The organism is Aliiroseovarius salicola (assembly GCF_027891095.1).
GTDB classification, from domain to species: domain Bacteria; phylum Pseudomonadota; class Alphaproteobacteria; order Rhodobacterales; family Rhodobacteraceae; genus Aliiroseovarius; species Aliiroseovarius salicola.
The window spans coordinates 27,771-44,650 of record NZ_JAQIIO010000010.1 but is presented as its reverse complement, the minus strand read 5'-3'; the positions used below and the strand labels follow the sequence as shown (position 1 = coordinate 44,650).

The 16,880-nt window shown below is 56.6% G+C and carries 16 protein-coding genes; 10 read left to right on the top strand and 6 right to left on the bottom strand.

Going from position 1 to position 16,880, the window contains the following annotated elements; all coding sequences use genetic code 11:
• Window positions 1–6: 6 nt before the first annotated feature.
• The gene (locus O2N63_RS15095) at window positions 7–1,326 is read left to right on the top strand and encodes an MFS transporter (RefSeq protein ID WP_271055120.1); all 1,320 of its coding nucleotides are present in this window, start codon (window positions 7–9) and stop codon (window positions 1,324–1,326) included.
• An 87-nt stretch (window positions 1,327–1,413) separates the two neighbouring features.
• On the opposite strand, the gene rpsU is transcribed toward O2N63_RS15095, so the two are convergent.
• Window positions 1,414–1,620 (bottom strand): 30S ribosomal protein S21, encoded by a 207-nt coding sequence (gene rpsU, locus O2N63_RS15090; RefSeq protein ID WP_018302784.1) that lies wholly within the window; start codon window positions 1,618–1,620, stop codon window positions 1,414–1,416.
• A gap of 135 nt (window positions 1,621–1,755) precedes the next feature.
• Between rpsU and O2N63_RS15085 the strand changes: the two genes are divergently transcribed.
• Window positions 1,756–2,499 carry a COQ9 family protein gene (locus O2N63_RS15085; protein WP_271055119.1) on the top strand — a complete coding sequence of 248 codons (744 nt, stop codon included), beginning with the start codon at window positions 1,756–1,758 and terminating at the stop codon, window positions 2,497–2,499.
• Window positions 2,496–3,479: an NAD(P)H-quinone oxidoreductase gene (locus O2N63_RS15080; RefSeq protein WP_271055118.1), complete on the top strand. Its 984-nt coding sequence runs from the start codon at window positions 2,496–2,498 to the stop codon at window positions 3,477–3,479. The genes O2N63_RS15085 and O2N63_RS15080 overlap by 4 nt, the downstream gene beginning before the upstream one ends.
• A gap of 57 nt (window positions 3,480–3,536) precedes the next feature.
• Here O2N63_RS15080 and O2N63_RS15075 read toward each other — a convergent pair whose 3' ends face one another.
• Both O2N63_RS15075 and O2N63_RS15070 read right to left on the bottom strand, forming a co-directional pair.
• The gene (locus O2N63_RS15075; protein WP_271055117.1) at window positions 3,537–4,388 is read right to left on the bottom strand and encodes a DUF2189 domain-containing protein; all 852 of its coding nucleotides are present in this window, start codon (window positions 4,386–4,388) and stop codon (window positions 3,537–3,539) included.
• Between the two features lie 278 nt (window positions 4,389–4,666).
• Entirely contained in the window at window positions 4,667–5,308 is a 642-nt protein-coding gene (locus tag O2N63_RS15070) for a ribonuclease T2 (protein ID WP_271055116.1), read from the bottom strand.
• 153 nt (window positions 5,309–5,461) lie between these two features.
• Between O2N63_RS15070 and O2N63_RS15065 the strand changes: the two genes are divergently transcribed.
• On the top strand, window positions 5,462–6,202 hold the full coding sequence (locus O2N63_RS15065; RefSeq protein ID WP_271055115.1) for a DUF1013 domain-containing protein: 741 nt from the start codon (window positions 5,462–5,464) through the stop codon (window positions 6,200–6,202).
• Between the two features lie 186 nt (window positions 6,203–6,388).
• On the top strand, window positions 6,389–8,680 hold the full coding sequence (locus O2N63_RS15060; protein ID WP_271055114.1) for an ATP-binding protein: 2,292 nt from the start codon (window positions 6,389–6,391) through the stop codon (window positions 8,678–8,680).
• 7 nt (window positions 8,681–8,687) lie between these two features.
• On the opposite strand, the gene yaaA is transcribed toward O2N63_RS15060, so the two are convergent.
• The 3 genes from yaaA to O2N63_RS15045 form a co-directional block, all read right to left on the bottom strand.
• Entirely contained in the window at window positions 8,688–9,452 is a 765-nt protein-coding gene (yaaA, locus tag O2N63_RS15055; RefSeq protein ID WP_271055113.1) for a peroxide stress protein YaaA, read from the bottom strand.
• On the bottom strand, window positions 9,452–11,494 hold the full coding sequence (gene recQ / locus O2N63_RS15050) for a DNA helicase RecQ (RefSeq protein WP_271055112.1): 2,043 nt from the start codon (window positions 11,492–11,494) through the stop codon (window positions 9,452–9,454). The genes yaaA and recQ overlap by 1 nt, the downstream gene beginning before the upstream one ends.
• A gap of 87 nt (window positions 11,495–11,581) precedes the next feature.
• Window positions 11,582–11,869, bottom strand: a complete 288-nt coding sequence (locus O2N63_RS15045; RefSeq protein ID WP_271055111.1) for a YggT family protein — start codon at window positions 11,867–11,869, stop codon at window positions 11,582–11,584.
• A gap of 122 nt (window positions 11,870–11,991) precedes the next feature.
• Here O2N63_RS15045 and O2N63_RS15040 point away from each other — a divergent pair, with 122 nt between their 5' ends.
• The 5 genes from O2N63_RS15040 (at window position 11,992) to O2N63_RS15020 (ending at window position 16,489) form a co-directional block, all read left to right on the top strand.
• Window positions 11,992–12,606 carry an acyl-CoA thioesterase gene (locus O2N63_RS15040; RefSeq protein ID WP_271055110.1) on the top strand — a complete coding sequence of 205 codons (615 nt, stop codon included), beginning with the start codon at window positions 11,992–11,994 and terminating at the stop codon, window positions 12,604–12,606.
• Between the two features lie 34 nt (window positions 12,607–12,640).
• On the top strand, window positions 12,641–13,969 hold the full coding sequence (locus tag O2N63_RS15035) for an MFS transporter (protein WP_271055109.1): 1,329 nt from the start codon (window positions 12,641–12,643) through the stop codon (window positions 13,967–13,969).
• A 13-nt stretch (window positions 13,970–13,982) separates the two neighbouring features.
• Complete coding sequence (gene mepA, locus O2N63_RS15030) at window positions 13,983–14,861, top strand: penicillin-insensitive murein endopeptidase (RefSeq protein ID WP_271055108.1); 879 nt, start codon at window positions 13,983–13,985, stop codon at window positions 14,859–14,861.
• Entirely contained in the window at window positions 14,834–15,736 is a 903-nt protein-coding gene (locus O2N63_RS15025) for an esterase-like activity of phytase family protein (protein ID WP_271055107.1), read from the top strand. The genes mepA and O2N63_RS15025 overlap by 28 nt, the downstream gene beginning before the upstream one ends.
• A 132-nt stretch (window positions 15,737–15,868) precedes the next feature.
• Window positions 15,869–16,489 carry a queuosine precursor transporter gene (locus O2N63_RS15020; RefSeq protein ID WP_271055106.1) on the top strand — a complete coding sequence of 207 codons (621 nt, stop codon included), beginning with the start codon at window positions 15,869–15,871 and terminating at the stop codon, window positions 16,487–16,489.
• The last annotated feature ends 391 nt before the right edge of the window (window positions 16,490–16,880 follow it).

Genomic DNA, 16,880 nt, shown 5'->3' with positions numbered 1-16,880 from the left:
AAGTACATGCTTGGTATCCTGAGAAATCGCACCTATCGCCACCTGTTCGGAGCACAGGTTGTTGCCCTTACCGGCACCGGTCTGGCCACGGTCGCGCTTGCTCTTTTGGCGTTTGAGCTGGCGGGGGATCAGGCGGCATTGGTGCTGGGCACCGCGCTCACGATCAAGATGATAGCCTATGTGCTGATCGCCCCGATGGCCGCAGCGCTTGCGGAACGGATCCCTCGCCGCCGGGTGCTGGTTGCACTGGATGTTATACGCGCAGCGGTTGCGGTTTTTTTGCCATTTGTGACCGAGGTCTGGCAGGTCTATCTGCTGATCTTCCTGCTGCAATCGGCCTCGGCCGGATTTACCCCGATGTTTCAGGCCACGATTCCCGATGTTCTTCCGAAAGACGAAGATTATACCAAGGCGCTGTCGCTTTCCCGCTTGGCGATGGATCTGGAAAGCCTGCTTTCCCCGCTGTTGGCGGCGCTGATTTTAGGCGTCACAGGGTTTGCCACGCTGTTCTGGGGCACATCCTTGGGTTTTCTCGCCTCTGCGGTTCTGGTGGTATCAGTGGTCTTGCCGACGCCGAAACCCACCACATCGTGCCCGATCTGGAAAAGAACTACTCGGGGTCTCACCCTTTACCTGAAAACACCACGCCTGCGCGGTCTTCTTGCGCTGTGCTGGGCCAGTTCTTCCACCGGGGCCATGGTCTTTGTGAATACCGTGCTTTTGGTGAAGTCAGAGTTGGGACTGGGGGATGCTGCAGTTGCACTGGCGCTCGGAAGCTTTGGGTTAGGCTCGATGGCGGCGGCCCTTCTCCTTCCACAGCTGATCCGGAAATGGGAGGACCGAAGCGTCATGATCACCGGCGCGACCATCGGCACAATAAGCCTTCTGGGATTTGGGCTGGCGACCAGCCTATTGCCGCTAACCCTTGGCCTTCTGATGGTGTTCTGGGTGGGGGTTGGCATTGGATTTTCCGCAATACTTACCCCCTCGGGCCGGGTCTTGTCGCGGTCCGCCCATGCCTTCGACCGCCCGGCGATATTTGCCGCCCATTTCACCCTGTCCCATGCCTGTTGGTTAATCGCCTATCCCCTGTCCGGGTTCTTGATGACGGAATTGGGCGGGGGAGCCACCTCATTTATTCTGGCAATTCTGGCGGGTCTTGGGGGTCTCACCGCCATGTATCTCTGGCCCCGCAACAGCTCTGACGCCATTGTGCATCACCATGACGACCTGCCACCTGATCACCCGCATCTGTCAGGTGAGGGGCCACACGCCCATGCCATCATCATTGATGACCTGCACCCGCATTTCCCAACACGCGGCTAGCCCTAAAAGCAACAAACCCCCGAAGCCGAGCTGCGGGGGTCGTCGTGGCGAGCGGTTGACAACCCACCCACCTATATCGATCAGATCTTAGAGAAGACCCTCACGTTGCGCTTTTTTCCGAGCCAGCTTGCGCTGACGGCGAATAGCTTCCGCTTTCTCACGGGCTTTCTTCTCGGAGGGCTTCTCGAAATGCTGCCGAAGCTTCATCTCGCGGAAGACACCTTCACGCTGAAGTTTCTTCTTCAGCGCACGAAGCGCCTGGTCTACGTTGTTATCGCGAACCGAAACCTGCATGTGGTTGTCACCACCTTTCTAAGTTAGTGTTTGCAGAATTGCAGGAACGGCCCCTTTAGCAGGGATAGTGAGTCGTGTCCAGTTCTTACCCCGCCCAGCGCGGCAATCTGGGTGCTTACCCCTCTGACACAGAACATGTATAGAGAGGGGACCGAAATCGCTGACCGGACCTGCCTCATGCTGACCAAAGACCAATTCCTCGATGCTGCCCTTGGCCACGTCCCGTTTGACGGCTGGTCCGAGGCCACAATGCGGGCCACTTCAGAAGATCTGGGCATGACGGAAGCAGAGGCATTGGCGCTGTTTCCGCGCGGCGCGCTGGATCTGGCGCTGGCTTACCATCGGGCCGGAGACGCAGAAATGGTGGCGCGCCTCAAATCCGCCGACCTGAATGAAATGCGCTTTCGCGATCTCATTGCGGCGGGGGTAAAGTTCCGGCTGGAGGTGGCTGATAAGGAGCTTGTGCGCAAAGGCATAGCCTTTTTCGCTCTGCCCCAGAATGCAGCTGATGGCACTGCGGCATTGTGGGACACCTGTGATGCGATCTGGAACACGCTGGGCGATAGCTCGCGCGACATCAACTGGTACACCAAACGCGCCACCCTATCCGCGGTCTATTCCTCGACCGTGCTGTTCTGGCTGGGCGACCATAGCGAAGGCCATGCCGCCACCTGGGCTTTTCTTGATCGCCGTATCGACAACGTGATGCAGTTTGAAAAAGTGAAGGCGCAGGCGCGGGAAAACAAACTGGTCAAGGCCTTCATGTCCGGGCCCGGCAAGATCTTCGAGACAATCAAGGCACCGGGATCAAGCGATATGCACCCCAACTATCCGGGCCGTTGGGCCCCCAACCCCACGCAAGATGGAGAGGCAGAATGAGCAAGATGATGCGCGCGGTGGAGATCTCGACACCGGGTGGACCAGAGGTCTTGAAGCTGATCGAGGCTCCGATCCCCAGCCCCGGCTATGGCGAGTTCCTGATCAAAGTCGCTTATGCAGGTGTGAACCGCCCCGACGCCATTCAGCGCGCAGGCAATTACGCCCCGCCCGCCAGCGCCTCCCCCCTGCCCGGGCTGGAAGCGTCAGGCGAAGTGGTCGCGCTGGGTGAAGGCGTGAACCAATGGAAGGTTGGGGATAAAGTCTGCGCTCTGCTGCCCGGTGGCGGCTATGCAGAATATGTCACCACCCCGGCCGCACATGCCCTAACCGTGCCAGACGGGATGGGGATGCGCGAAGCGGCCTGCCTGCCCGAAACATACTTCACCGTATGGTCCAATGTGTTCATGCGCGGCGGCCTGCAAGCAGGCGAACGGTTCCTTGTACATGGCGGCTCGTCCGGCATTGGCACTACCGCAATCCAATTGGCCAGCCATTTTGGCGCCCGCGTCTTCTCCACCGCTGGCAGCGACGAGAAATGCGCGGTCTGCACGGATCTCGGCGCGGAACGGGCCATCAACTATAAGGATGAGGATTTCGTCGAGGTGCTGAAAGGCGAAGGCGGAGCGAACCTGATCCTCGACATGGTCGGCGGCAACTATATCGCCCGCAACATCCGCACACTCGCCGTGGAAGGCCGCATGGTCCATATCGCCTTCCTCTCCGGCCCCAAGGCCGAGATCAACTTTGCCCAGATCATGGCCAAACGCCTGACCGTGACCGGCTCCACCCTGCGCCCGCAATCCGACCTCGCCAAAGCCAAGATCGCTGAAGAACTGGCCGAAAAGGTCTGGCCTTTACTCGATAAGGGTACTGTGAAACCGGTGATGGATCAGGTATTTCCTTTGGAAGACGCCGACGCCGCCCATGCGCGCATGGAGACAAGCCAGCACATAGGAAAGATTTGTCTGCAAGTCAGCTGATTGCAATCGGAAAGGCGCCCTTCGAGGCGCCTTTTAAGTTCAATCAAACATGTCAGGTCACTGCACCGCCATCCGATACAGATGCCAGGTGGCATGTCCCAGGATCGGCAGCACCACCACCAGCCCTAAAAGCAGCGGTACCGCACCCAGAACCAGCGTCGCCAAAACAATCGCGCCCCAGCGCAGCATCACACCAGGATTATCTTTCACCAGTTGGATTGAACACCCCACGGCAACTGCGACCCCAACGTGCCGATCAAGCAGCATCGGCACACTGATCACTGTGGTCGCAAGAGCAATCAACGCAAAGACAAAGCCAATCGCCGCCCCGACGAGGATCATTATCCAACCTGCACCTGTGGTGAACGTATCAACCGCAAATCCCATCAGACTTTCCGGAACGGCAGGACCCAAAGTGGCCAGATAAATCCCCCAGGCCGTCATCATCCAGACCAGAAACAGACCAATCAGATATAACCCAATCACAAGGATTCCACCGAAACTTGGCGCTCCAAAAACGCCAAACGCCTTGGCAAATGTGACATCTTCCCCCGCTTCACGCCGTCGGCTGATTTCATAAAGCCCCACAGCGGCCACTGGACCCAACAGGGCAAATCCCATCACCAGCGGAAACAGCAAAGGCACAAGTGCCATATTGAAGGCCATGCCAATCAAGATCAGTCCCACCACCGGATAGAAGATCACCAGCATCATCACCTCTGTGCGCGCGGCGCAGAAATCTTCATAACCTTTGCGAAGAGCCGTGTTCAAATCAGCATGATGCAACCGCCGGAGCTTAGGTGGCCCCTCCGCCCCACTCAAATGCTCCACCGAATCTGTAACGTGATTGCTTGCACCTGCCAGTTGCTGCGCGGCCCAGGACAGCGGGTTCCCGATTGTCTTGACCATTGGACGTCCTCCCGAAGTGATCAACCCCGGCCAGGTTCACAGACGACCAAATCTCATGACCGGAACCCGGCCCTTCTTATGAGTATACCACACCAAGCCCAAGCGTCGCACACACAATGGGTTGAGGCGAAAGTGAACCCTCATTACCCCCTCTTTTTTTTGCCAGAAATACCTCGGGGTGAGCGGTAGAACCGCGAGGGGCAGCGCCCCTGCCGAGCGCCGCGAGACCACGCCCAAGCTTGTCGACCGAAGGGAGAAAAGCTGCGGGAGAACACCCGTTACCGAACCGGTTCCAAAAGCGCTCGTGTTTGCGTGCAATCACGGCGCACATCCCACCCGCATTCACGTGGCTCCAGGTCCTTGGTCAAACACAATCGCGCCTCTTGTATTCGGTCTCTTTTGCAGGTGATGGTCAGCATATTCGCTTGCCAATCAGGGTTGGCCTGCAAAAACGCCTCTTCGATCACCTTCGCGGGAAGGCGTACGGGGCTCTCCAACTTGCGCAACACTTCGGGACGCTCAACCGCCTCAAAGGCGCGACGCACTGTGTCATAGTAATCGGCCGGTTCCAGCCCCGCACAGGTCCCGTGCTTTTTCCACTGATACCAGGCCGCCCCGCCATCGCCGAAAATATCCGCCTGCGCACGGGTCATGCTGCGCGACGGGGTCCGGAGATTGTGACGGCAATAGCTGGGCCAACCATCTTCGTATTGTGGCCAAAGCCCATGCACCACCCAGCCCAGATCACGCGATGGGTCGCATTGTTCGGATCCCCGTGCATCCCCCTCTATCGCACACCAGTTGGGTGACCAGCTCAGCGCCAGCACATAATAGTCGAAATCCCCGCTGCGCTCGCCTTCGGCGAACGCTCCAATCGCGCCTGCAATCCAGATCATCACCGCCACAAGTGCCTTTTGCATTTGCTCTTCCCTCTTTACACATTCTCACTTATATAGTGCGCAAGTTCCCCGACAACGAGAACCGGTCTGGAAAGTTCCCCGTAACGCCAGACAGCCCATCCAGGGCGCGGGTAAGCTGTATCTGGGACACAGAGTTTTTTAAGGAGAGTTCCAATGTCGAACAAACCGATCATGGCAAAAGCCACTGCCGTTTGGCTGGTGGACAACACGACAATCACCTTCAAACAGGTGGCTGATTTCTGCGGTCTGCACGAACTTGAAGTACAGGGTATCGCCGATGGCGACGTGGCCACTGGCGTCAAGGGGTTCGACCCGGTTGCCAACAACCAGCTCGACCAGTCGGAAATCGACAAGGCCGAAGCCAATCCGCTGCACAAGCTGAAGCTGAAGTTCTACGCCGCTGCCGTAGGTGAAGAGAAACGTCGCGGTCCGCGTTACACCCCGCTGTCGAAGCGTCAGGACCGTCCGAATTCGATCCTGTGGCTGGTGAAATTCCACCCGGAACTGTCGGATGGCCAGATCGCCAAACTGGTGGGCACCACCAAACCGACCATCCAGTCGATCCGCGAACGCACCCACTGGAATATCCAGAACATGGAACCGATCGACCCGGTTGCTCTCGGCCTGTGTAAACAGTCGGAACTGGACCTTGCCGTTCAAAAAGCCGCGAAATCGAAAGACGCCATGTCGGATGACGAGCGCCGCAAGCTGGTGTCGACCGAACAGAGCCTTGTCATGGATACTGAACCCAAGATGCCGACCGCCATCGAAGGGTTGGAAACCTTCTCGCTTTCAGAAGAGCCGAAGGAAGAGAAAGAAGAAGAGCTGCTTGACGCCGACAGCTTCTTCAACCTGCCATCCGGCGATGATGCGGATGATGACGACGACAAGTGATCCCAACTTGGATCCTGTGAAAACCCCGGTCTTGCACCGGGGTTTTTCTTTTCTGGGATGAGAGCAGGCAGCTTTGCCCACATCCGCGCATTTTTAAGACGATTTTCTCAAATCTGTTAAACCCCTGTTCACTCTCTACACGCCATTCTGCCCCCAAGACAGGGACGCAGAACGCGGAGAGCGAGAATGAAGATTGACGATATCCTGGCACAGGAACGGCGCGCCAGAATGGCGGCTGAACGGTTGTTGGCGCAGAAGCAGGCCGAATTGTCCGATGCCAATCGACAGCTATCCCTTCATGCCCGCAACCTGTCTGAAGAGATTGTCGAGACACGCGAAGAGGTCGAAGAGGCTCGGTCTGAAAACAGTTTGGTCAAAGCGGATCTGGAACGCGCGACCAAAGAGGTTGTGATCGCCAAAAGGCGCCTTTGGGACAGTCTGGAAACCATAGAAGACGGATTTGCGGTTTTTGACAGAAATGAATGCATGATCGCCGCCAATTCCGCCTATCTCAAACCCTTTGACGGGTTGGAATGCATCGCCCCCGGCATTACCTATATCGAGATCCTGCAAGCCGCGCTTGACGAAGGTGTGGTGGATACAGAAGGGCTGCGTCCGCTCGTCTGGCGTGATATGATGCTCGCCCGGTGGCGCGCGCCGATGATTGAACCACATACGCTGCGCCTATGGGATGGCACCTATGTCAAAATGGTGGATCGGCGATCCGAGGACGGGGATACGGTCAGCCTTGGTCTGGATATTACTGATACCATCAAATACGAAGCCAAGCTGAAGGATGCACGGTTCAAGGCCGAAGCCGCCAATCGCGCGAAATCCGCTTTTCTCGCCAATATGAGCCACGAGATCCGTACGCCGATGAACGGAGTTGTGGCCATTGCTGAACTGATGGCCGAGGGCGATCTGGATGAAGAGCAGAGGTTGTATGTCGATACGATCAAAAAGTCGGGCGAAGCATTGTTGACCATCATCAACGACGTTCTTGACTATTCCAAGGGCGAAGCCGCCAAACTGTCCCTGCATCCAGAGGAATTCGATCTTGAAAGCAAGATACATAACGTGGTCGCTTTGTTGCAGCCATCAGTGCAGGAAAAAGGTCTGGAGATGTCGATCGATTTCGACATTTTCATGCCAACCAAGATCAAAGGGGATCCGGTTCGAATAGGCCAGATCCTCACCAACCTCATCGGCAATGCGGTAAAATTTACCTCTCAGGGCTATGTGCTGATAAGGGTGCTTGGACTGCCGATGGGAGATGGCGGGCAACAGAAGATTCACATCACAGTGGAAGACAGCGGGATTGGCATCCCCGTCAACATGCAGGATCATATCTTTGGTGAATTCAACCAGGTCGAAGACGAACGCAACCGGAAATTCGACGGCACCGGCTTGGGGCTGGCGATTACCAAGCAATTGGTCGATCTCATGGGGGGTGAAATCTGGGTGGACAGCGAAGAGGGCAAAGGGGCCTGTTTCGGTCTGCATGTGACATTGCCAGTCGTGGAAGACGTGAACATCCCCAATCTGCCACTCGGGTTGGAAAAAGCTCTTTTGATCATGGAAGAGGGGTTGCATCAGTCGATCCTCGACAAAAGCCTGCGTGCGCTGGGGCTTGAGGTGACACATGTCACCGAACTACGTGATCTTCCGGGACCATTGGATCGTCAGCAGGTTGTGTTCATGCAAGAGAACCTGCCCAATCAAAAGGGCCGGGAAATTCTTGAAGCAATACGCCAGACCCAATGCCTTGCCCGAGTGGTTCTTTTAACCGTGCCCAATGCCGCGAGCATCATGAAAAGCGAATTCCAGGATGTGATTGATGAAACCTTGAACATGCCAATCCTGCGCCATGAATTGTTCCGCACCTTAGAAAGCGTGGATCTACGCCCCCACCAAGCACCATCTCAGAACATCATGAATGTTCTGCCACGGGACCAAAACGACGAAACAGCTCAGGCAATTGCAACCTTGGTTGCCGATCCAAGCACGCAGCCAACGCCGGATCCCAGCCCCACACTTGGCCCTGTTGAACCCGCTCAGGCATCGCTCACACAACGCGCCATGCGGGTGCTCGCGGCAGAGGACAATCGCACCAATCAGTTGGTGTTCTCCAAATTGGTCAAATCTCTGGATATTGATTTGAAATTTGCCAACAATGGCCGCGAAGCGGTGGAGTTGTTCGAGGAATTCGAGCCTGACCTCATATTCATGGATATTTCCATGCCGGATATGGATGGCAAGGAAGCAACCCGCCACATTCGCGCACTGGAAGACAGGCAGGGTTTGGAGCGCACAAAGATCGTTGCGCTGACAGCCCATGCGATGACCGGTGACGCCGAAGAAATCCTGTCACATGGGCTAGACAAACACCTCACCAAACCCTTGAAGAAACATGCGATTTTTGAGGAAATTTCTGCGTCTTGCCCAGAATGGCTGCGTCATCCAATTCCCGCTGAATGATCTTGGATTATGCTTCACTATCGCGAAGGAACACCAAGGTATCGCCCTCACTCATATCAGGTTGATGGCGATACCCCCCCAGGTCGAAACCGGTCAAATCTGCTGGGTCGGTCAACCGTTGCTCCATCACGTAGCGCGCCATGGATCCACGCGCCTTTTTGGCAAAGAATGATACGATTTTAGGGGTGCCGTTCTTCATTTCATAGAACATCGGCGTAATCACCCGCAGCCCCAACGCATCGCGGTTTGCTGCCGAGAAATACTCGACCGAGGCACAATTCACCAACGCCTGCACCCCGGTTTCATTGGCCCGTGCCACAAGCGCGCCAGCAATTCGGTCCCCCCAAAAGTGATAAAGGTTCTTACCCCGCGCATTGGCAAGGCGCGATCCCATCTCAAGCCGATGCGGCGCGATAATGTCTTGCGGACGCAACAGCCCGTAAAGTCCCGACAGAATGCAAAGGTGATCCTGCGCGTACCGCCGCGCGTCCTCATCCAATGTTGCGGCATCCAACCCGGCATAGGTATCACCGGCAAACATCTCAAGCGCCTGTTTCTCCCCTTTACCGGTTCCAAACTCGGCAAACCGATCGGCGTTCAACGCCCCGAGCTTGGGAGAGATGTGCATGAGTTTTTCAAGCTCCTGCCCCGACAGCTTGCCCGCCGTGCGGGCCAGCTCTGCCGCCTGGTCCAGAAAAACAGGCTGACTGCCGCCTTCCGCCTTAGGCGGGGTTTCATCCAGACGTTTCGCAGGTGAGACCACAACCAACATCACACTTCCTCCATCAATATCTCGATAAACCGCGGTCCAAACCGTTCGGCTTTGGCATCGGTCATGCCCTGAAGACGCGACATGTCGCCAACCGACATGGGTTTTCGTTCTGCGATCTGACGCAAAATGCCGGGCGTAACGGTCAGGTATTTCCCGGTTCCATCTTCACCGCGCAAAAGCTCGGTCGCAGCATCTTGCAACCGATCATAAAGGCCACCCGCGACCCGACCGGCCAATTTGCGTCGAACAGGGTGCAGGTCTGGTGAATCCCCGGCAATAACCGTGAGAAACGCATCCCCATAGGTGTCGAGTTTCTTTGCCCCGACCCCACCAATCCGCGCCATGTCATCTAATGTGGCAGGACGCTTTTCCGCCATTTCGATCAGGGTCCGATCGGTAAAAACCACATAGGCGGGCACCCGGGCGGCTTCGGCCAGTGCCCTTCTTTTGGCTTTAAGCGCCGAGAGCAGCGGCGCATCCTCTTCCGAAACCATCATCTTGGCCGCCGGTCGTCGGGTGGCCTTCAATGTATCCCGTCTGAGTTCCACCTGCTCTTCCCCACGCAGCACCGGATGGGCTTTCGGCGTGATCCTCAATGCGCCATGACGCTCGGGATCGGGGCGGACAAGATCCAAACCTAGGATTTGCCTGAAGATCGCCTGCCACATGCGCTTGTCATGCTCGCGTCCCACGCCAAAAGTGGGCAACGCGTCATGACCGCGTTCCCGCACACGCTCGGTCAAATTGCCCCGAAGGATGTCAATGAGGTGGCCCGAACCAAAGCTCTCATCCGTACGCAGCACAGCAGAGAGCGCTTTCATCACATCAACCGTTCCATCGAACAGCTCTGGTGGTCGGTCGCACAGGTCGCAATTGCCGCAGGGGTCGGAGGCTTCTCCGAAATACCCAAGAAGCTGCTGGCGACGGCACCCATGAGCTTCTGCCAATCCCAAAAGCGTGTTGAGCCGGCCGTGGTCGGCGCCCCGCCGTTCGGCAGGCGCAAGCCCCTCATCAATCTGTGAGCGGCGCAGGCGGATGTCGTCAGGGCCAAACAGGGTGAGCGTTTCGGCTGGCGCCCCATCGCGCCCGGCCCGCCCGATCTCCTGATAATAGGCCTCAATGGATTTTGGCAGATCCGCATGGGCCACCCAACGGATATCCGGTTTATCGATCCCCATGCCAAAGGCGATGGTGGCGACGACAATCAACCCGTCTTCCTGCTGAAAGCGCCGCTCGACCTCACGCCGGTCTTCGGCCTCCATCCCACCGTGATAGTGAACGGCCTCATGCCCTTCGTCGCGCAGAGCCTTGGCCAGCGTTTCGGTTCGGGCGCGGGTCGCGGCGTAGATGATGCCCGACCGACCGCGTCGTGCATCGGCAAAGCCCAAGATCTGTTTGCGCGGGCTGTCCTTCACCGCAAAAGCGAGGTGAATATTCGGTCGGTCAAAGCCGCGCAGGAAGGCACGTGGCGCCTGACCATCAAACAGCTTCGCCACAATCTCATCGCGGGTTTCTTCATCGGCCGTGGCGGTAAAGGCGGCAAGTGGCACGCCCAGCGCGCGCTTCAGATCGCCGATCCGCAGATAGTCCGGGCGGAAATCGTGACCCCATTGGCTGACACAATGCGCCTCGTCCACCGCGATGAGCGTGGTGTTTGCGCGTTTGAGGAGGTTCAATGTGCCACCGGACGCCAGCCGTTCCGGCGCCATGTAGAGGAGTTTCAGCCGCCCGTCAGAGAGCGCCGAAAACACCGCGTCGTTTTCCTCGTCGGTATTTGCGGAGGTGAGCGCGCCCGCCTCTACCCCTGCAGCCTGCAACCCACGCACCTGATCTCGCATCAGGGCAATGAGGGGTGAAATCACCACGGTCACACCGTCACGCACCAAGGCGGGCAGCTGAAAGCAAAGGGATTTCCCGCCGCCTGTGGGCATGATGGCAAGGGTGTTTTCCCCGGCCACCACAGCATCCACGATCTCGGCCTGACCGGGCCGAAAGCCATCAAATCCGAAAACGGATTTCAAAAGGTCCAAATCACGGGGCATATGGGCAGCTGCTCGTTTCTTATGGCGAACAAACTCTCATACCCCGGTCGTCAGGACAAGGTGGGAAAACGTGGAGGCTGCTTTACGTCAGTAAAAATTGGACACGTTGTTGATCAGGATGATCCTGACCGCCATCAATCCAATCAGCAGGACCAGCGGCGCAAGATCCAGCCCACCCATCGGTGGCAGGAAGCGGCGGATCTTGGAATAGATCGGGTCAAGCAAACGGTTAAGCCCGTACCAGATCTGGGCCACAAGCTGTTGGCGCAGATTGAGCACTTGGAAATTGATCAACCATGACATCACGATATGGGCGATGACAATGTACCAGACGATCGAAACGATCATCAACAGGATCTGGATCAGCGACAGCATGGGCGCTCCTTTCTTGGCCTTCATTCCATCTAGGGGGCCGGGGACAAAAGGGCAAGGGTGACGCTCGGTCTTGGTTGACGCATAGGGAAAGTCACGAAAGAACGACAAAAAAGGAGCGCGCGATGTATCCCTTTATCCGCATGGTGAAAGAGCTGGTTAAAAATGTCCGGGCAGAGCCCCTGCCAGTGACCGGTGTGCATGTCAGCCATCACCGCTGCTGGCCCTGGGATCTGGACCTCTGGCGCGAGTTAAACAACGGTCGCACCCTTACGCTTTACGATCTCGGGCGCATTCCACTGGCGGGGCGCACAGGGCTCAGCCGGGTTTTGCTCAGGAACCGATGGGGTCTGACCATGGCTGGCGCCAGCGTGCGCTACCGCAGGCGGATCAAGATGTTCGAACGGGTTGAGATGCAGTCGCGCCTGGTGGGTTGGGATGACCGGTTTTTCTATGTGGAGCAAAGCATGTGGAAGGGTGACGACTGTGCCAACCAGATCGTCTATCGCTCAGCCGTGACCGACCGCAATGGTATCGTGTCGACCAGCCGAGTGTGCGGGGCCCTTGGTCATGATGGTAATACCCCAGATTTACCGGATTGGGTGGCGGCATGGATCACAGCGGACAATCAACGTCCGTGGCCTCCGGAAAAACCTGTGCAAAAAGTTGCTCCGACACTGGTTCCTTCAGTTGAGGAAATGAATAAGCAATCTTGCCCCGGTGACACAAACCCTGTTTGATCGTCCCAACAAACAAGCGAACAGGGGCACGAGTATGGCAGAGATTACAGCGCGCAAGCGCATTTGGGGATGGTTCTGGTTCGATTGGGCCAGCCAGCCCTATAACACACTGATCCTGACATTTATCTTTGGCCCCTATGTCAAGTCGCTGATTGGTGACGGTGCAGAAGCGCAAGCCACCTGGGGGTTCACCGTTGGGTTTGCCGGGCTGTGTATCGCCCTTCTCGCCCCGATCCTTGGGGCCATCGCCGATACCAGTGGCAATCGTCTGCGCTGGATCTGGATATTCTCGCTGATGTATGTGGTCGGGTCCTTCGGCATCTGGTTTGCGGTTCCGGGTCTGGAAGACCTGCGATTTATCTTGTTGATGTTTGCCATCGGCCTGATCGGTATGGAATTTGCGACGATCTTCACAAACTCCATGCTGCCTGACCTTGGCACACGAGAAGAGATCGGTCGGATTTCCGGTAATGGCTGGGCCTTTGGCTATATCGGAGGGCTGCTGGCGCTGGTGATCATGCTGACGCTGTTTGCAGATCACCCCGAAGGGCGCACGCTGCTAGGCATCGAACCAATACTGGGGCTGGATCCGGCGACACACGAAGGCACACGCTTTGTCGGGCCGCTGACCGCACTGTGGTACATGGTATTCATGATCCCGTTTTTCCTGTGGGTGCGGGATCCGAAACACTCGGCTCCCGATCCGCAAGTGATCAAACATGCAATTGCTGACCTGGGGCGCACATTGCGCCACCTGCCAAAATCAAAAAGCCTGTTTGCCTATCTCGGCAGCTCAATGTTCTACCGCGATGCACTAAACGGGATGTATACCTTCGGCGGGATTTACGCTGCGGGTGTTTTGGGCTGGAGCGTGGTGAATGTGGGGATCTTTGGTATCGTCGCCATTATCACCGGTGCGCTCTTTGCTTGGCTGGGCGGCAAGGCGGATCACACTTTTGGCCCCAAACCGGTCATCACCTTCTGCATTATCGCTCTGACCTTGGTCGCGATCAGCGTTGTATTTGTGTCGCGCGAAAGCGTCTTCGGCATCAGCGTCAGCACTGAAAGCTCCTTGCCCGACATCTCATTTTACATCCTTGGAGCCGTAATCGGTGCAGCTGGCGGTGCGCTTCAATCAGCCAGCCGCACAATGATGGTGCGTCAGGCCAACCCCGATCGGATGACCGAAGCTTTTGGCCTCTACGCCCTTGCAGGTAAAGCCACCAGCTTCCTTGCTCCGTTCCTGATTGGGATCGTGACAGCAGTGACCGGAAGCCAGCAACTCGGCGTAACCCCGCTGATAGGCCTTTTCATAGTAGGGCTGGTCATGCTCTTCTGGGTTAAACCTGAAGGGGAGCATTGAGGAGGTACGAGAAATGAGCAGAAATTTTCGAGCCCTACCCGCCCTGATCCTTGGAGCAGCCTTGGCAGTTGGCACGCCTGCAACAGCGGAACGTCCCGCAAAAGAATTCTTCGGAGCCGCCAAGAAAGGTTCAGCCCAGCGGGCCGCCGCTTTCGGATCTTATGCAAAGGGATGTGTGGCAGGGGCTGTGCAATTGCCGCAGACTGGCAAAACCTGGCAAGCCATGCGCCTGTCGCGCAACCGCAATTGGGGCCACCCCGAGCTGATCGATTTCATTCAAGATCTGTCGCGCAAGGCCGCTCGGCAGAAAGGTTGGGAAGGGCTTTATGTGGGGGATCTTTCGCAACCTCGCGGAGGCCCAATGCTATCGGGGCACCGTTCGCACCAGATCGGATTGGACGCTGATATCTGGATGTTGCCACCTCAGCGTTTGAACCTGAGCGGTTCAGAGCGTGAAAGCCTGTCATCCATTTCAACCCGCCGCGCCGAAGGCGCCTATGTAAACGAAAACTGGACGCGCGCGCATCACAATATCCTCAAGGCTGCGGCCAAAGATTCCCGCGTGGCGCGGATTTTCGTCTTTCCCGGCGCAAAGGTTCAGATGTGTAACGATGAAAAAGGCAATCGGGCTTGGTTGCGAAAAATTCGTCCATGGTGGGGGCACCACTATCATTTCCATGTGCGCCTGAATTGCCCCAAGGGCGTGAAAGGTTGTGTTAATCAGGATCCGCCTCCCCCCGGAGACGGCTGTGCTGATGCGGTGAAGTGGGTGAATGACATTCTGGACCCGCCGCCGCCCCCGCCCAAACCCTCAAAACCGCGCAAACCTCGCGCTCCGATCACTCTTGCGGATCTTCCAAATCAATGCGGCTCCGTTCTATCTTCGCACTAGCATTTGCGCTTGTCCTGTTGACTGCCTTTGGCGAGGCTCAGACAGGGAACAATGCCACATATCAGCAGTCGTTCCGCTGGCGCGGGGACGGCCCGCAGTTTGGTGGGTTTTCGGGTCTTGAGGTCACACAGAATGGTCGCAATTTTACTGCGATCACGGACCGTGGTTTTTTCGTCAAAGGGCATATTATCCGCAATGAAGCGGGTCAGATCGAGCGGGTCATCGACACCGTACCCGCCGCATTGCTCACCGATCAGGGCAATCCGTTACCCCGGTTCTTTACCGACAGCGAAGGGCTGGCGATTGATGACCAAGGCAGGTATTTTATTAGTTTTGAAGCCCGGCATCGTGTGCAATCTTATGACACACTTGGTGAAGCCTCGCGCAATATGCCCAAACACGCGGACTTCAAGCGGATGCAGAACAACTCCTCTCTGGAGGCCATGGCTGTAGATGCAAAGGGAACGCTATATCTGATCCCCGAACGCAGCCGCAGCAAATCGCGATTTCCGATCTATCGGCTGAAACGCGGTTCCGAAAAATGGGATCGCAGCCAGAACATACCGCGCCGCGCCCCTTACCTTCCGGTCGGGGCGGATATTGGGCCAGATGGCAAATTGTATGTGCTTGAAAGGCACTTGGCAGGCATCCTTGGCTTCACCAGCCGGGTGCGCCGTTTTGATTTGGGTGAAAATGGACCAGAGAATGAAATAGAGCTGCTTCGCTCGGGCTTGGGCGTTCACGATAATCTGGAAGGCATCGCCGTATGGCAAGATGATCAGGGGCAGATTCGTCTGACCATGATTTCTGACGACAACTTCCAGTTTTTCCAGGTCACAGAGCTGGTGGAATATGTGGTGCCTGACGGGATCTGACCTCAGTACCCATCGGGAATTTTCAGAATAACTCTTGAATTGTTAACAAACTGCCGCTATTTCCGGTGCGCTTCTGTTCCAATGCGATCAGAAGGCCAAGTCGCCGCTACCTTGATAAAACGGATCAGAGACATGAAACGTATCCTTCCTGGCGTAATCGCCATGGCCGCCGTTGTGGTGGCCTCAAACATCCTCGTGCAATTCCTGTTGGGCAACTGGCTCACTTGGGGTGCCTTCACCTATCCTATTGCTTTCCTCGTCACCGATGTGATGAACCGCGTCTATGGCGCAGGACCCGCCCGCAAAGTTGTCTTTGTCGGCTTTGTTGTCGGTGTAATCTGCTCGTTCATCGGCACGCAGATCATGGGCGAGTACGGTCCGCTCGTGACCCTGCGCATCGCCATCGGCTCCGGCACGGCCTTCCTTGTGGCCCAACTGTTGGACGTGGCCATTTTCGACCGCCTTCGTGCCGGCCGCTGGTGGCGCGCACCGGTTGTGTCCACCCTTGTGGGCAGCTCGGTCGACACTGCGCTCTTTTTCACCATCGCCTTTTCGGGTGCCCTGACCTTCATCGAACCAGCCAATGATGTCAGCTGGGCCGGAGAGGTTTTGCCCTTGCTTGGTATGGGCTTTTTGGCACCCCTTTGGGTGTCTTTGGCCGTGGCTGATTGGATGGTCAAACTTGCGCTTGCGCTTGTTGCCTTGATCCCGTTCCGGGTGATGGTCACAAAACTTTCACCAAGTGTTGCGTAAAAAGTTTTGACAAATACAAAATATGTGGCACCATCCTAATATCGCTAACATTGAGAAAGGAGGTGTCCATGTCGAGAGATGCAATGGAGCGAGGTGCCGGGACATTTTAGGTCATGCACCTTCTGGGCAGCCTCAGAAGGTATCGTTGGCCAGGTTGACGGGCAGTTCCGACTAACCGGCCTCACCTCCGAAATCTCGAAGGGTCGTCCCACAGGCGGGCGACCCTTTTCTTTTGCTCTCACTCTTGTGGCCCTTGCAGTGAACGAGGGACAATAGTCCACGAACTAGAAAACTAGTTTTCTAGTTTTCTAGTTTTCTAGTTTTCTAGTTTTCTAGTTTTCTAGTTTTCTAGTTTTCTAGTTTTCTAGTTTTCTAGTTTTCTAGTTTTCTA

Excerpts from the sequence above, each read along its gene's own strand:
- O2N63_RS15095 (WP_271055120.1), top strand. The coding sequence starts at position 7 with ATGCTTGGTATCCTGAGAAATCGCACCTATCGCCACCTGTTCGGAGCA.
- rpsU (WP_018302784.1), bottom strand. The coding sequence starts at position 1,620 with ATGCAGGTTTCGGTTCGCGATAACAACGTAGACCAGGCGCTTCGTGCG.
- O2N63_RS15085 (WP_271055119.1), top strand. The coding sequence starts at position 1,756 with ATGTATAGAGAGGGGACCGAAATCGCTGACCGGACCTGCCTCATGCTG.
- O2N63_RS15080 (WP_271055118.1), top strand. The coding sequence starts at position 2,496 with ATGAGCAAGATGATGCGCGCGGTGGAGATCTCGACACCGGGTGGACCA.
- O2N63_RS15075 (WP_271055117.1), bottom strand. The coding sequence starts at position 4,388 with ATGGTCAAGACAATCGGGAACCCGCTGTCCTGGGCCGCGCAGCAACTG.
- O2N63_RS15070 (WP_271055116.1), bottom strand. The coding sequence starts at position 5,308 with ATGCAAAAGGCACTTGTGGCGGTGATGATCTGGATTGCAGGCGCGATT.
- O2N63_RS15065 (WP_271055115.1), top strand. The coding sequence starts at position 5,462 with ATGTCGAACAAACCGATCATGGCAAAAGCCACTGCCGTTTGGCTGGTG.
- O2N63_RS15060 (WP_271055114.1), top strand. The coding sequence starts at position 6,389 with ATGAAGATTGACGATATCCTGGCACAGGAACGGCGCGCCAGAATGGCG.
- yaaA (WP_271055113.1), bottom strand. The coding sequence starts at position 9,452 with ATGTTGGTTGTGGTCTCACCTGCGAAACGTCTGGATGAAACCCCGCCT.
- recQ (WP_271055112.1), bottom strand. The coding sequence starts at position 11,494 with ATGCCCCGTGATTTGGACCTTTTGAAATCCGTTTTCGGATTTGATGGC.
- O2N63_RS15045 (WP_271055111.1), bottom strand. The coding sequence starts at position 11,869 with ATGCTGTCGCTGATCCAGATCCTGTTGATGATCGTTTCGATCGTCTGG.
- O2N63_RS15040 (WP_271055110.1), top strand. The coding sequence starts at position 11,992 with ATGTATCCCTTTATCCGCATGGTGAAAGAGCTGGTTAAAAATGTCCGG.
- O2N63_RS15035 (WP_271055109.1), top strand. The coding sequence starts at position 12,641 with ATGGCAGAGATTACAGCGCGCAAGCGCATTTGGGGATGGTTCTGGTTC.
- mepA (WP_271055108.1), top strand. The coding sequence starts at position 13,983 with ATGAGCAGAAATTTTCGAGCCCTACCCGCCCTGATCCTTGGAGCAGCC.
- O2N63_RS15025 (WP_271055107.1), top strand. The coding sequence starts at position 14,834 with ATGCGGCTCCGTTCTATCTTCGCACTAGCATTTGCGCTTGTCCTGTTG.
- O2N63_RS15020 (WP_271055106.1), top strand. The coding sequence starts at position 15,869 with ATGAAACGTATCCTTCCTGGCGTAATCGCCATGGCCGCCGTTGTGGTG.